This is a genomic window from Streptomyces sp. NPDC048297, from assembly GCF_043201585.1.
Taxonomy (GTDB): domain Bacteria; phylum Actinomycetota; class Actinomycetes; order Streptomycetales; family Streptomycetaceae; genus Streptomyces.
In genome coordinates this window covers 1-13,402 of sequence record NZ_JBICZA010000041.1, presented here as the reverse complement: position 1 = coordinate 13,402, position 13,402 = coordinate 1, and the positions used below count along the sequence as shown (strand labels likewise).

Sequence of the window (13,402 nt, the reverse complement as noted above, 5' to 3'; positions counted from 1 at the left end):
CGGGTACGGCGGCGGGGCGCCCCTGGTCACAGGGGGCGCCCCGCCGCCGTTGTGCGCCGCCTCGGGCTCGCGCCGGCCCGTGCCGGTCGGCCCTCTTCGCGTCGGCCTCTCGTCAGCCCTTGGTCGTGCACTTCGGCAGGGCGGCGGTGTCGCCGGTGCGGATGTCCTTGAGGGCGCCGAGGGCGTCGTCGATGGTGTTGACCTTGACCAGGGTGAGCCCGCTCGGCGTGTCCTTGGCGGCGGCAGCGCAGTTGTCCGCGGGCGTCAGGAAGTACTGGGCGCCCTTGTCGCGCGCGCCGATGGTCTTCAGCTCGATGCCGCCGATCGGTCCGACCGTGCCGTTGTCGTCGATGGTCCCGGTGCCGGCGACGAACTTGCCGCCGGTGAGGCTGCCCGGGGTGAGCTTGTCGTAGATGCCGAGCGCGAACATCAGGCCGGCGCTCGGGCCGCCGACGTCGGCGAGCTTGATGTCGATGCTGAACGGGAAGGTGTGGTCGGTCCCGGCGGAGATCCCGACGATGGCTCGCGGGGCGCCGCTGTCGTGGGAGGCGGCGGTCGTGATGGTCACGTCCTGCGTGCGGGTCGCCGTCTTGTGCTCCTTCTCGGCGGCGGTCTGCTCCTTGACCGGGATGACGGTGAAGACGACCTTCTGGCCGGCCTTGTGCTGGGTGACCAGCTTGGCGACGTCGGAGGGCTGCTTGACCGCGGTGCCGTCCACGGCCTTGATCACGTCGCCGGCGTGCAGCCGGCCCTCGGCCGGGGTGCCCTTGATCACGGTGGAGACGATCACCCAGGACTTCACCGGGACGCCCAGTTCCTTCAGGGCGGCGACCTTGGCGCTCTCCTGGGACTGGGTGAACTCCTCGGCGTTCTCCTGGGTGGACTGCTCCTCCGTCTTGCCGTCCGGGTAGAGGGTGTCGTGCGGCACGATCTTGCTGTCGTGCGCCAGCCAGCCGTAGACGGCCTCGACCAGGTTCATCCGGAAGTCGGCGCTGGTGACCCGGACGGTGGTCATGTTCAGATGGCCGTCCGTCGGGTACGTCTTGCGGCCCGAGATCTGCAGCACCGGCTGGCCCCCGTGGTCCCCGAGCGTGTTCACGGTCGGCCCGGGGGACATCTCCGCGTACGGCACGGGGATCAGCACTCCCGCGCACAGGAGCGCGATCAGCATCAGGGTGGAGGCGAGCATCGTCGCGGTGCGGCGTGGCATGTCTCGACAGTACGGGACGGCTCTGTCAGCGCACCGTCAGGGCACCCTCGTCACGCGCCGCGGGCGCCCGTGTGGGACTTCTCCATGGCCTCGCGGAATCGGGCGTATCCGTCCAGCTCGGGACCGTCACCGCGCACCTTGCGCGTGCGGTTGGCCCAGCTTCCCCACAGTCCCGCCGCGATCGCGGCGATAAACGGAATCAGCAACCAGGCGAGAGCCCCCATGCCGACCTCCCAACCCGACGAGCGTCCGCAACTGACTGATCAGCAGATTAACCATCCGCACTGACAACGCTCACGGCAGGGGGGCAGTTACGCAACCGGAGGGGGCTGGGCCGAACGCGCACACATGTACGCCCATGCGGGGAGGAACGGTGAAGACGGGCCGACGGGCAGGACCGTCAGATCTCAGCAGGCGCCGACCCACTCCTCGGTACCGTCCGAAAACCTCTGGTGCTTCCAGATGGGTACCTCGTGTTTGAGGTCGTCGATGAGCTTGCGGCAGGCCTCGAAGGCCTCGCCCCTGTGCGGACACGACACGCCGACGACCACGGCGATGTCCCCCACCCGGAGGTCCCCCACCCGGTGCACGGCCGCCAGCGCCCGCACCGGATAGTCGGCGACGACCTTCTCCGCTATCCGCCGCATCTCGGCCTCGGCGCTGGGGTGGCAGGAGTATCCGAGCGCGTCGACGTCGGCACCCCCGTCGTGGTTGCGCACGGTCCCCACGAACAGGGTCATCCCGCCGGCGGCGTCGTCCCCGACGGCCTGGAACACCTCGTCCACGGACAGCGGGGTCTCCCGGACGCCGATCAGCTTGATGGGGTCCTGAGCCGCGTGCTCGCCGGGGTGATCGTTCGTAGCTGCCATGCCTCCATCGTGCCGCATGCCTCCGACATCGAGGAATACGAGATTCACCAGGCACGCGCGCGGTGGTGTTCGGAGTCTCCTACAAGCGCCGGGCCCAGTGGTCGCCGACCCCAGTGGTCGCCGGCCTCAGCGGTCGCCGACCTCAGCAGGCGCCTCTCGTCCGCCGGTCCGGACGGTCAGAGCCGGCGCCGCGCCTTGCGGGCCCGCCGTACGACCGCCGCCGCGCCCAGCAGGGCCACCGTCGCTCCCGCGGCGCCCGCCGCCGTCGCGTCCTTGCGGCCCAGGCGGCGCCCGGCCACGGTGTGCCGCCCGGAGACCTCCTCCAGCAGCTCGGCCAGCACCTCCTCGTTGGTCCATCCGGGCCGCCACCCGGCGTCGTGCAGCCTGCTGCCGCTGACCACCCACGGGTACATCGTGTACGCGAGGTCCCCGGCCGGGGACGGCGTGAGCCCGATCCGGTGCAGCCGGGCCGCCGCGCCGAGCGCGACCGCCGTCGGCAGTTCCATCCGCCGGATCCCGCTCAGCTCCTCGACCTCCTCCTGCTCCAGCCAGCCGTCGCAGCCGACGGCCAGCTCGCCGTCGACCTTTTCGAGGACGGCGTACTCCAGAGCCCCGCACAGATCCTCGACGTGGCAGAACTGCCAGGCCGGCCGGGAGTCGGCCACGACCAGCAGCCGGGGCGACTCGAAGTACCGGGTGAGCGCGGTGTCCGTGCCGCCGACCAGTACGGCGGGCCGCACGACGGTGACGTTCAGCCCCGGGTGCGCCCGCGGGGCGCGCCGTGCCAGCCGCTCGATCTCCAGCAGGTCCCCGACCCCGGTGGCCTCGGCGGTGGCCCGCAGCTCGGCGTCCTCCGACAGCGGCAGCTCGTTGTCCGGCAGCGCGCCGTACACCATCGCCGACGTGCACAGCACCACCCGGTGCACCCCGGCCGCCGCCGCGGCGGTCAGCACGGTCTGCGTGCCCCGGACGTTGTACGCGGTCCGCGCGGCCGTGTCGCTGCCGAGGTCCAGGTCGAGCGCCAGGTGGACCACCACGTCCGCGCCCCGCAGCTTGTCCGCGATCGCCGGGTCGCGCACGTCGAGGATGTGCCACTGCGCGTCCGCGCACTCCCCGCGCCGCTCGTCGATGGCGATGACCTGCTTGATCTCGTCCGAGGCGGCGAGCCGCTCGGTGAGGAGGGCGCCGACCCCGGTGGCGGCGCCGGTGACCGCGACGACGGGCCCGCGCACGGCGGGAGGGGTTGAGCGGTTTCGCGCTGCGCGAACCTGTGGATCTGGGGAACTCACCGGGCGTCTCCAGCGGTTGTCTTCAATACGAGCGCGAGTGACGCGTACGTACCAGGTGCATCCATCCTGCCGCAGCCCTTGCCTGGGCGAAGCACCGAGGCCCGATCCGGTCGGGGTGTCTACGCTGGGTGGTGAATGTCGGGCAGCCGCGCCGCCGGATGAGACCGGTGGCCTTACCAGCCGAGGAACCCCGTGAGTGACACCCCATTCGGATTCGGCCTTCCGCCGGAGGAGCCGGAAGACGGCGACGAAGGCAAGAAGAAGGACCAGCAGAGCGGTGGTGGGCAGGGACCGGCCAACCCGTTCGGCTTCGGCGGTCTGCCCGGAGCCGGAGGCTCTGGCGGGCCGGGCGCCGACAATCCGCTCGCAGCCATGTTCGGTTCCCTGAACCCCAACGACCTGGGCGCCGCGTTCCAGCAGCTCGGCCAGATGCTCTCCTACGAGGGCGGCCCGGTGAACTGGGACATGGCCAAGCAGATCGCCCGCCAGACCGTCGCCCAGGGCACCCCGGACGGCGTCAAGGACGCGAGCGTGGGCCCCGCCGAGCGCTCCGCGGTCGAGGAGGCCGTGCGCCTGGCCGACCTGTGGCTGGACGACGCCACGTCCCTGCCGTCGGGCTCCGGCTCGGCCGTCGCGTGGTCCCGCGCGGAGTGGGTCGAGGCGACGCTGCCCGCCTGGCAGGAGCTGGTCGACCCGGTCGCCGAGCGGGTCGGCGCGGCCATGGGCGACGTCCTGCCGGAGGAGATGCAGGCCATGGCGGGCCCGCTGATCGGCATGATGCGCTCGATGGGCGGCGCCATGTTCGGCACGCAGATCGGGCAGGCCGTCGGCGTGCTCGCGGGCGAGGTCGTCGGCTCGACCGACATCGGGCTGCCGCTGGGCCCGGTCGGCAAGGCCGCGCTGCTGCCGGCCAACGTGGAGGCCTTCGGCAAGGACCTCGGCGTGGCCAAGGAGGAGGTGCGGCTCTACCTGGCGCTGCGCGAGGCCGCCCACCAGCGCCTGTTCGCGCACGTGCCCTGGCTGCGCTCGCACCTGTTCGGCGCGGTCGACGGCTACGCGCGCGGCATCAAGGTCGACACCGCGAAGCTGGAGGACGTGGTCGGCCAGTTCGACCCGCAGAACCCCGAGCAGCTGCAGGACGCGCTCCAGCAGGGCATGTTCCAGCCCGAGGACACGCCCGCGCAGAAGGCCGCTCTGGCCCGTCTGGAGACCGCTCTGGCGCTCGTCGAGGGCTGGGTGGACGCGGTGGTCCACGCCGCCGCGAAGCCGCGCCTGTCGTCCGCCGACGCGCTGCGCGAGACCCTGCGCCGGCGCCGTGCCACCGGCGGCCCCGCGGAGCAGACCTTCGCCACCCTGATCGGCCTGGAGCTGCGCCCGCGCCGGCTGCGCGACGCCTCCCGCCTGTGGGCCTCGCTCACGGACGCGCGCGGGGTCGAGGGCCGGGACGGCCTGTGGGCCCACCCGGACATGCTGCCGACGGCCTCCGACCTGGACGACCCGGACGGCTTCGTCCACCGCGAGCACCTGGACTTCTCCGAGCTCGACAAGATGCTCGGCGAGGCGGCGAGCGGCTCCGCCGAGAAGCCCGACCTGCGCAAGAAGGACGACGAAAAGGGCGACGACACCGAGTGAGCCTGTACGACGACGCGGTCCTGGTGCTCAAGGGGTACGAGGGCCAGGGTGAGCTGCGCGACGCCTATCTGGACCATCTGGCGGCCCACCCGGACGGCATGTGGAAGGCCTGCGACGCCGGACATGTCACGGCGAGCGCCCTGGTGATCGACCCCGAGCAGGACCGGGTGCTGCTGACGCTGCACAAGAAGCTGCGGATGTGGCTCCAGATGGGCGGCCACTGCGAGCCGGGCGACCCGTCCCTGCGGGCGGCTGCCCTGCGCGAGGCGACGGAGGAGTCCGGGATCGCGGGTCTGACGCTGCTGCCCGGTGGTCCGGTGCGCCTGGACCGGCATCCGATCCCGGCACCGTGCAACTGGCACTACGACGTCCAGTACGCGGTCCTGGCCCCGCGCGGCGCCGCGCACGCGATCAGCGACGAGTCGCTGGACGTGCGCTGGTTCGCCTACGGAGAGGTGGCGGAGGTGGCCGACGACTCGGTCGTACGGCTCCTGGAGGCGACCCGGGCCCGGCTCTGAACGGACCCTGGACACGGACCCCGGACACGGACCCTGGACCGGGCCCTGAACGGGTGAGGGGCGGTCGCTGTTGCGACCGCCCCTCAGCGTTTGCCTTCCCTACGGTCGGCGTGTGCTTTCCCTACGGTCGGCGAGTGCCTTCCCTGCAGCCGGCGTGCGGTCAGCTCCAGACGTTGCCCTGGTTCTGTCCGCGCGCGCCGTGCTGGCCCATGCCGTACTGGGCGGCGAGCCCCTGGCCGATCGCCGCGTTCTGCGGCGGGAGCAGCTCGCTGGGCTGTACGAGCGCGAATCCGGAGCCCATGAAGCTCAGCTCCCAGCCCTCACCGGTGTTGCCGCGCCGCCGCCACACCCCGGAGGAGTGCGTCTGGGCCTGCATCTGCACCCGCAGCCCGGTGGACCAGGCGACGATCGCGTCCGCGTCGCAGTTGACGTACTTGTCGGGCGTGACCTGCATCAGCAGCGGCGCGCCCGAGGTCATCAGGGCGACCTTGCCGTGCCCGGTGATGTTCAGCTGGTACTTCCCCGAGCCGGAGATGCCGTAGAGGCTGTCGACGGCGATGACCTCGTGGTGCAGCGAGGAGTCCATGGCGAGGACATAGCTGCTGTCGACCGTCAGCCCGTCCTGCTCCACGTCCATGACGTGCACGTACTGGGCGAGGTTGGCGAGGTAGACGGTGCCCTGGCCGTGGCAGCGCATCAGGTCCAGGCCCTCGCCGGTGTAGGCCCGGGAACGGCGCTGGCCGTTGTTCTGGTACTCGGCGTCGAACTCGACGAGGCCCTGGTAGGCGACCATGGTGCCCTTGCGGGCGAGGATGTCGTCGTTGCCCCCCAGGGTGACGCGGAGCATCTGCTTGTTCTGCAGGCTCCAGCGGTCCTGTGTCTGGGAGTCGTTGTACGCGAAAAGCGGGCTCTGCATGGTGTTTCTGGCTCCCCCTCAGCCCCGGACCCGGAGGCGGTCGGTGCTGTCCTCGCTGGGCTGGACGACGACGATGCCCTGGCCGGAGAAGGCCATCTGGTAGGCCTCACCGCTGCCGCGGCCGATCAGTGACTGCGCCTTGAAGCTGCGCTTGCCCTTCACCTTCAGGTTCGGGGACCAGGCGACGAGCGCGTCGGGGTCGACGTACGTCTCGTCCTCGCCGCCACCGCAGTCGACGACGATCGGCTTGCCCCGGGAGGTCAGCGCGACCCAGCCCTGGCCGGAGATCTTCGTGTTCCACAGGCCCTGCCCGGCGAACTTGGCGAGCCCCTTGACGCGCTCGACGCCCCACTGCAGGTGCGCGTCGAAGGCGAGCAGGTTGGTGGCGTTGACGGAGATGCCATCGCCGTTGAGGTTGATCACGACGACGTCGGCGCCGTAGTCGGCGAGGTAGAGCAGGCCGTCGCCGGAACACTTCATCAGCGGGGCGCCCTCGCCGGTGATCCAGTCGCGGGCGATCTGGCGGACGGCCGGCGGGTTGGGCTCGTACTGGATGAAGCCTTCGTAGGCGACCATCGAGCCCACGCGCGCGAAGAGGTCGCTTCCGGTCTGCATGGCGACCTTCAGCATGTGGTTGCCGTGGTTCTCCATGCGGGCGGTGACGGGTGCGGGGGCGTAGCCCGCGAGCGGCTGGTTCATGACGGGCTCCCTCAGACCTCGTACGGCTGGACGACGATGAAGTTGCCGGGAGCGCCCCGGAACTGGAGGTTGACGCTCTCTCCGGTGTCGCCGGGGTAGGCGTTGCGGCGCATCCGCACCTGGCTGGAGACGATCACCTGGGAGGCGGCCGACCAGGCCACCACCGCGTTGCAGTCGGCGAAGGTCGTGGGCGTCACGGGCAGCACGACGGGCGTGCCGTGCGTCTTGACGACGATCGTGCCGGTGCCCTGGAACTGCATGGTGAACAGCGCGCCGCCGGGGATGCCGTGGCCCTCGATCCGGCGGACCTCGTACTGCAGGCTCTCGTCGAAGGCGAGGACGTTCTCGGCGGAGACGCAGATCGCGTCGCCCTGCAGCTCGACGGGGTGCAGGTGGGTGGAGCTCTCGGCGAGGAACACCTGGCCCTGGCCGGTGCAGCGCATGAGCTGCATCTCCTGGCCGGTGGCGTTGCCGACGATGCGTCCGGCGAACCCGGCGCCCTTGTAGCTGAAGTCGACCTTGCCCTGGTAGAGCACCATGCTGCCCTGCCGGGCCAGCACGGGCTGTCCGCCCATGCCGAGGTCGACGCGGATGAGCTTCGAGTTCTGCTGCGTCCAGCGCTGCCCGGTGGGCGTCTCCTTGAACGCGCTGAGCGCGGCGGTCACGCCGGCACCGCCCTGCGGGGCGCCCTGCGGCACGCCGTAGGGGGAGGCCTGCTGGCCGGGGACCTGGCCGTAGGGCGGCTGCTGGCCGTAGCCGGGGGGCATGGGCGCGCCGGGCTGGCCGCCGTGGGAGGGCTGCTGGCCGTAGCCGGGCGGCATCGGGGCGCTCGACTGACCGCCGTACGACAACTGCTGGGGCTGCGGCGGCTGGCCGTAGGGCGCGGGCGCCGGGGCCGGCGGCGGAACCGTGCCCCCGGCGGGCGGGGCCAGCGGGGCGATGACCGTGGGCGCGCCGTGCATGTTCGGGACCGGCGCCGGGGGCGGGGTGTGGCCCTGGGGCTGCGTGAAGCCCTGCATGGGCGCCGGCTGGGGAGCCGGGGCGGGTGCGGGGGCCGGGGCGGGTGCGGCCGGGGTGCCGAACGCGGGCGGCGCGGAGGCCTGGGCGGGCGGGGCGAAGCCGGGCGCGGCACCGCTCTGCGGCTGCTGCGGCGCGGCGGGCGCCTCCTCCAGCACCTCGCCGCCGAAGTTCTTCAGCAGCGCCTCAAGTCCGCCGTCGAAGCCCTGGCCGACCGCGGCGAACCGCCACACGTCCTTGAAGTAGAAGTCACCGAGCATCACGGCCCGCTCGGTGGAGAACTCCGAGCCGTTGAAGGAGTACCGCGCGACCTCCTCGCCGCCGGCCACGATGCGCACGTATCCGGGGCCGATCTGCGACATCTGCCCGGCGCCGTCGAGGGTCGCGGTGAACGACAGCTTCCGGATGTTGTCGGGGACCCGGTCCAGCGTGATGCGGAACGACTCGCTGTCGCCCGCCTGGGCGCCCAGCAGCTGGATGGACTCCTCCGGGGACTTCGGCTGGTTGAAGAAGACGAAGTACCGGTCGTCCGAGAGACGCTCGTCGGCGTCCAGACCGAAGCAGCTGATGTCGAAGGTCAGTCCGGGGCCGGAGATCTGCACGCCTACGTACAGATCCGTGCCCGCCGTGAGGTCACTGATCCTGGCCTTGTGGCCGCGTTGGAATTCCCTGGCCATGCGTTACGACCGTCCCCCATCCCGAATACGAGTGCGTCGCGCCAGGCTAACGGCAAACACCGACACCGGACGCAACCGGTACAGACCCGGTACACAACCGCGCCCGGCGGCTCACACCGGGCGCTCACTCGCCGCGCGCGCCGGGTACGTGCGGCAACCGCTCGGCGGCGACCACACCTTCGAGGTAGCCGCGGGCCCGCTCGGTACGCGGATAGGACTCCAGCAGCCGCCAGAAGTCGGGGCCGTGACCGGGCACCAGCAGATGCGCCAGTTCGTGGCAGAGCACGTAGTCGACGACGTACTCGGGCATCCCCTGCAACCGGTGCGAGAGACGGATGCTGCCCTCGGCCGGGGTGCACGAACCCCAGCGCGTGTTCTGGTTGGTCACCCAGCGCACCGAGGCGGGACGGGCCCGGCCGCCGAAGTACTGCTCCGACAACCGCTCGGCACGCTCGATCAGCTCGGCGTCGCCCAGCCCCCGTCTGCTCTCCTGGGCGGCGAGCTTGTCGAGCATGAGGGTCACCCAGCGCTGCTCCTCCGCCTCCGACATGCGGGCGGGGATGAGCACGACGGTGCGATCGCCCTCGCGGTAGGCGGACACCGTGCGGCGGCGCCGGGTACTCCTGCGGACCTCGATCGCGCTCGCCTTCGAGCCGCTGGGCGGCTGGCTCGTCGTGCTGCGATATGGCATTCCGGCGCGGTGCAGTGGGTCGGCGGGCACGCTCCGACGTTACCCGCTGGGCCGCACCGAAGTCCCGGCTGGGGAACGGTTCTGTGCCGGTGCCCACCGTGCGTTGGAATCGTACGACCGATATGCCCGACTGGTACGGCCCATTCGTACGACGATCATCCCGAGCCTGTGGACAACTTCCGCCGCTTGTCGGCGCGGCCGGGCATTCTGGATTTCGTCGGCGGAGCGTGACCGGCTCCACCGGCGAAAGCGGCGTTCCGGAACTTCGGAACCCGGAGGACTTCAGGGGCTTTTCACGCATCTTCGACACGGACGGACACGGGGGCTTGTCATGCATCCGATGGTGAAGCCGGCGCTGCGGCGCGGCTGGCGCGATCTCAACACCGTGCAGTTCGGGATGACTCCGGCGCACGCCATGGCCCTGGGGCCGATGGACACGGCGACGGGTCACTTCCTGGAACTCCTCAACGGCACCCGGGGCTTGCCCCTGCTGCGGGAGGAGGCCCGCCGGATGGACTTCCCGGACGGCCATGTCGACGCGCTCGTGGACGGGCTCGGCCGTGCGGGACTGCTCGACGACCCGCACGGCGGCGGGCCGGCCGCGGACACCCTGCGAAAGCGGAAGGGGGTCCTGGAACGGATGCGCCCCGACCTCGCCTCCCTTTCGCTGAGCACGGCCGAGCCCGGCGGCGCCCTCGACCGGCTCGCCGCCCGCGGCTCCCTGCGGGTGCAGGTACGGGGCGCGGGGCGGGTCGGAGCCGTCGTGGCCTCGGTGCTGTCCGGCGCGGGGATCGGCGAGGTCGACGTGCGGGATGTGGGCAGCGTGGAGCCGTGGGACGTGGCCCCGGGCGGGCTGCCCGCCGAGTCGGTCGGACAGCGCCGGGACCAGGCGGCACGGGCGGCCACCCGGCGTGCGGCGCCCGACCGCCCCCGCCAGAGGCGCTCGGGCGCGGACGAGCCGCCCCTTTCACTGGTGATCCTCACCCCGCGCGACGACGTCGCCGTGCACGCGCCGGACCCGTTCGTCGCCGAGCCGCTCATGGACTCGGGGGTCCCGCACCTCTACGCGGGGGTGGCGGAGGGGACGGGCGTGGTCGGGCCGCTGGTCCTGCCCGGCGAGACGAGTTGCGCGGGCTGTCTCCACCAGGACCGCGCGGACCGGGATCCGGTCTGGCCCCGGCTGGTCGCCCAGTGGCGCTCCGGCCGGGCCCGCCAGGTGGGCCCCTGCGATCTCACGCTGGCCACGGCGGTCGCGGGACTGGCCGCCGCGCACGCCCTCGCCTTCCTCGACGGGGAGTCGCCGTCCAGCGCGAGTGCCCGCTGGGAGGCGTCCCTGCCCGGTCTGAACTGGCGCTCCCGGCCTGTGCCGCCGCATCCGGCATGCGGGTGCGGGGCAGTGGAGAAACACAAAGGGGAGCACTCCTCAAGCGGCGCACAGGCGCGCGAGACAATGGCGGTGCAACGGCCGTCGACGCAGCGACGACACAGGGCAGGCGCCGCGCGGCCGACTGGGACTTGGAGGGCGCATGTCTGATCTTCCCCGGAAGGCGGTCACCCGGACCGCCAAGCTCGCCGCGCTCCCGCTCGGCTTCGCCGGCCGGGCCACCTGGGGGCTGGGCAAGCGGATCGTGGGCGAGTCCGCGGAGATCGTCGGCCGTGAGCTGCAGGCGCGTACGGCCGAGCAACTGTTCAAGGTCCTCGGCGAGTTGAAGGGCGGTGCGATGAAGCTCGGGCAGGCCCTGTCCGTCTTCGAGTCCGCCCTCCCCGAGGAGGTCGCCGGCCCCTACCGCGCGGCGCTGACCAAGCTCCAGGACGCGGCGCCGCCGATGCCGACCCGCACCATGCACCAGGTGCTCCAGGAGCGGCTCGGCGCGGACTGGCGTGATCTGTTCCTGGAGTTCGAGGACAAGCCGTCGGCCGCGGCCTCCATCGGGCAGGTCCACCGGGCGGTGTGGCACGACGGCCGCGAGGTGGCGGTCAAGGTCCAGTACCCGGGTGCCGGCGAGGCGCTGCTGTCGGATCTCGGCCAACTGAGCCGATTCGCCCGGCTGTTGGGGCCACTCATCCCGGGCATGGACATCAAGCCGCTGATCGCGGAACTCAGGGACCGGGTCTCCGAGGAACTGGACTACGCGCTGGAGGCCCAGGCCCAGGCGGCGCACGCGGAGGAGTTCGCGCACGACCCGGACGTGGTGGTTCCGGCGGTGGTGCACCAGAGCGAACAGGTCCTGGTGACCGAGTGGATCGACGGGATCCCGCTGTCCGAGATCATCACGGACGGCACCCAGGAGCAGCGCGACCGGGCCGGCCAGCTCCTGGCCCGCTTCCTGTTCTCCGGCCCGGCCCGCACGGGCCTGCTGCACGCCGACCCGCATCCGGGGAACTTCCGGCTGCTGCCGGGCGGTCCCGACGACGAGGAGGAGTGGCGCCTCGGCGTGCTGGACTTCGGCACGGTCGACCGGCTCTCCGGCGGGCTGCCGGTGCCGATCGGTGTCTCCCTGCGGATGACTCTGGACGGCCGGGCCGAGACCGTCTACGAGCTGCTGTGCGAGGAGGGGTTCGTCAAGGACTCCATCGAGCTGGATCCCGACGCGGTCCTCGACTACCTGCTGCCGATCATCGAGCCGGCCCGGGTCGACGAGTTCACCTTCACCCGCAACTGGATGCGCAGCCAGGCCGCCCGCATCGCCGACCCCCGCTCCCCCGCCTACCAGCTCGGCAAGCGGCTCAACCTGCCGCCGGCCTACCTCCTGATACACCGCGTGACCCTGAGCACGATCGGCGTGCTCTGCCAGCTGGGCGCCACGGTGCGGCTGCGCGACGAGCTGGAGGAATGGCTCCCGGGATTCGTCCCCACCGCGGAGGAGCCGGCCGGGGACGAGCCCGCCGGGGAGGAGCTGCTGCCCGAGAGGGGGCTGCTGCCCGAGAGGGGGCTGCTGCCCGAGAGGGACCTGGCGGAGGAGGTCACCGCGGCCGAGGCCTGATCCTCACCAGACCCTCACCACCAGGACGAGTCCAGCCGGCCCTCGACCGCTCTGAGGTTCTCCCGGGAGCAGACGTCGCAGAAGTACTGCCGGACGCCGTTCTCGACGGAGCAGGTCCAGGTGGCCGACTGGGAGCCGTCGGCCTTGGTGCCGCAGCGGGCGCAGGCGAGGGTGCGGTGCTCCGTGGTGGAGCCACCCTGATCACGTTCTCCGGGAGGACTCGTCACCTCGTGACGATAACCCCGCGGCGGCCGGACGCCACGTACAACGCACCGCGGGGGCCGGTCCGTTCGGCCGATGCTGTTGGGTAATCCCGGCCTTCGCGTGACGTCGGCTCCCGAGACCTTGTTGCGGTCTTGGGAGCCGACGTTGCCGTATGGGGAGGGTGTCGATGTCGATGCAGCCGCGGGAGCCGGGGGAGATCCCGGTGGAGACGGTGCGGGTGGCCCGGGCGGCTTTCCCGAAGGGCAGCCTGGCGATCCGGGTGCGTGATGAGCTGGGTGTTCTGTTCACGGACGAGCAGTTCGCGGACTTGTTCCCGGTGCGGGGTAAGCCTGCTTGGTCGCCGGGGCGTCTGGCGATGGTGCTGGTGTTGCAGTTCGTCGAGGGATTGACCGACCGGCAGGCCGCTGAGGCGGTGCGGGCCCGGATCGACTGGAAGTTCGCGCTGGGGCTGGAGCTGGCCGGTCCCGGCTTCGACTTCTCGGTGCTCTCGGAGTCCAGGGACCGTCTGGTCGGCGGGGACGCCGGGCGGACTGTGCTGGACGCCCATCCTGGTCGCAGCTCAGGAACGAGGGCTGGTCGCCGCTGGTGGGAAGGCACGGACCGACTCCACGCATGTGCTCTCCTCGGCGCGTGAGCTGAACTGGCTGGAGCTGGTCGGCGAGACGTTACGGGCGG

At 71.7% G+C, this 13,402-nt stretch carries 13 protein-coding genes and 1 pseudogene; 5 read left to right on the top strand and 9 right to left on the bottom strand.

Annotated features, from left to right (window positions below):
* Window positions 1-112: 112 nt before the first annotated feature.
* The 4 genes from ACGFYV_RS32580 to ACGFYV_RS32565 form a co-directional block, all read right to left on the bottom strand.
* Window positions 113-1,210 (bottom strand): PDZ domain-containing protein, encoded by a 1,098-nt coding sequence (locus tag ACGFYV_RS32580; RefSeq protein WP_393882118.1) that lies wholly within the window; start codon window positions 1,208-1,210, stop codon window positions 113-115.
* 50 nt (window positions 1,211-1,260) lie between these two features.
* Entirely contained in the window at window positions 1,261-1,434 is a 174-nt protein-coding gene (locus ACGFYV_RS32575; RefSeq protein WP_393882117.1) for a hypothetical protein, read from the bottom strand.
* 183 nt (window positions 1,435-1,617) lie between these two features.
* Entirely contained in the window at window positions 1,618-2,079 is a 462-nt protein-coding gene (locus tag ACGFYV_RS32570) for a molybdenum cofactor biosynthesis protein MoaE (protein ID WP_393882116.1), read from the bottom strand.
* Window positions 2,080-2,255: 176 nt separating this feature from the next.
* Window positions 2,256-3,368, bottom strand: a complete 1,113-nt coding sequence (locus ACGFYV_RS32565) for an SDR family oxidoreductase (RefSeq protein ID WP_393882115.1) — start codon at window positions 3,366-3,368, stop codon at window positions 2,256-2,258.
* Between the two features lie 192 nt (window positions 3,369-3,560).
* Here ACGFYV_RS32565 and ACGFYV_RS32560 point away from each other — a divergent pair, with 192 nt between their 5' ends.
* Together ACGFYV_RS32560 and ACGFYV_RS32555 are read left to right on the top strand one after the other, a co-directional pair.
* Window positions 3,561-5,000, top strand: coding sequence for a zinc-dependent metalloprotease (locus ACGFYV_RS32560; RefSeq protein ID WP_393882114.1), 1,440 nt, complete (start codon window positions 3,561-3,563; stop codon window positions 4,998-5,000).
* The gene (locus tag ACGFYV_RS32555) at window positions 4,997-5,518 is read left to right on the top strand and encodes an NUDIX hydrolase (RefSeq protein ID WP_393882113.1); all 522 of its coding nucleotides are present in this window, start codon (window positions 4,997-4,999) and stop codon (window positions 5,516-5,518) included. Before ACGFYV_RS32560 ends, ACGFYV_RS32555 begins: the two co-directional genes overlap by 4 nt.
* 160 nt (window positions 5,519-5,678) lie before the next feature.
* On the opposite strand, the gene ACGFYV_RS32550 is transcribed toward ACGFYV_RS32555, so the two are convergent.
* The 4 genes from ACGFYV_RS32550 to ACGFYV_RS32535 form a co-directional block, all read right to left on the bottom strand.
* Window positions 5,679-6,434 (bottom strand): AIM24 family protein, encoded by a 756-nt coding sequence (locus ACGFYV_RS32550; RefSeq protein WP_393882112.1) that lies wholly within the window; start codon window positions 6,432-6,434, stop codon window positions 5,679-5,681.
* Between the two features lie 18 nt (window positions 6,435-6,452).
* On the bottom strand, window positions 6,453-7,133 hold the full coding sequence (locus ACGFYV_RS32545) for an AIM24 family protein (protein WP_393882111.1): 681 nt from the start codon (window positions 7,131-7,133) through the stop codon (window positions 6,453-6,455).
* An 11-nt stretch (window positions 7,134-7,144) separates the two neighbouring features.
* The gene (locus ACGFYV_RS32540; RefSeq protein WP_393882110.1) at window positions 7,145-8,827 is read right to left on the bottom strand and encodes a TerD family protein; all 1,683 of its coding nucleotides are present in this window, start codon (window positions 8,825-8,827) and stop codon (window positions 7,145-7,147) included.
* Window positions 8,828-8,951: 124 nt separating this feature from the next.
* The gene (locus ACGFYV_RS32535) at window positions 8,952-9,548 is read right to left on the bottom strand and encodes a M48 family metallopeptidase (RefSeq protein WP_393882109.1); all 597 of its coding nucleotides are present in this window, start codon (window positions 9,546-9,548) and stop codon (window positions 8,952-8,954) included.
* A gap of 301 nt (window positions 9,549-9,849) precedes the next feature.
* On the opposite strand from ACGFYV_RS32535, the gene ACGFYV_RS32530 reads away from it, so the two are divergent.
* Both ACGFYV_RS32530 and ACGFYV_RS32525 read left to right on the top strand, forming a co-directional pair.
* Window positions 9,850-11,052, top strand: coding sequence for a TOMM precursor leader peptide-binding protein (locus ACGFYV_RS32530; RefSeq protein ID WP_393882108.1), 1,203 nt, complete (start codon window positions 9,850-9,852; stop codon window positions 11,050-11,052).
* A complete protein-coding gene (locus ACGFYV_RS32525; protein WP_393882107.1) occupies window positions 11,045-12,502 on the top strand; it encodes an ABC1 kinase family protein in 1,458 nt (485 codons plus the stop codon). Before ACGFYV_RS32530 ends, ACGFYV_RS32525 begins: the two co-directional genes overlap by 8 nt.
* Before the next feature lie 14 nt (window positions 12,503-12,516).
* Here the strand turns inward: ACGFYV_RS32525 and ACGFYV_RS32520 are convergent, their stop codons facing one another.
* Complete coding sequence (locus ACGFYV_RS32520; RefSeq protein ID WP_393882106.1) at window positions 12,517-12,729, bottom strand: hypothetical protein; 213 nt, start codon at window positions 12,727-12,729, stop codon at window positions 12,517-12,519.
* 164 nt (window positions 12,730-12,893) lie between these two features.
* Between ACGFYV_RS32520 and ACGFYV_RS32515 the strand changes: the two are divergent.
* A pseudogene (locus tag ACGFYV_RS32515) lies at window positions 12,894-13,402 on the top strand (transposase); the annotation flags it as partial.

Excerpts from the sequence above, each read along its gene's own strand:
- ACGFYV_RS32580 (WP_393882118.1), bottom strand. The coding sequence starts at position 1,210 with ATGCCACGCCGCACCGCGACGATGCTCGCCTCCACCCTGATGCTGATC.
- ACGFYV_RS32575 (WP_393882117.1), bottom strand. The coding sequence starts at position 1,434 with ATGGGGGCTCTCGCCTGGTTGCTGATTCCGTTTATCGCCGCGATCGCG.
- ACGFYV_RS32570 (WP_393882116.1), bottom strand. The coding sequence starts at position 2,079 with ATGGCAGCTACGAACGATCACCCCGGCGAGCACGCGGCTCAGGACCCC.
- ACGFYV_RS32550 (WP_393882112.1), bottom strand. The coding sequence starts at position 6,434 with ATGCAGAGCCCGCTTTTCGCGTACAACGACTCCCAGACACAGGACCGC.
- ACGFYV_RS32545 (WP_393882111.1), bottom strand. The coding sequence starts at position 7,133 with ATGAACCAGCCGCTCGCGGGCTACGCCCCCGCACCCGTCACCGCCCGC.
- ACGFYV_RS32540 (WP_393882110.1), bottom strand. The coding sequence starts at position 8,827 with ATGGCCAGGGAATTCCAACGCGGCCACAAGGCCAGGATCAGTGACCTC.
- ACGFYV_RS32530 (WP_393882108.1), top strand. The coding sequence starts at position 9,850 with ATGCATCCGATGGTGAAGCCGGCGCTGCGGCGCGGCTGGCGCGATCTC.
- ACGFYV_RS32525 (WP_393882107.1), top strand. The coding sequence starts at position 11,045 with ATGTCTGATCTTCCCCGGAAGGCGGTCACCCGGACCGCCAAGCTCGCC.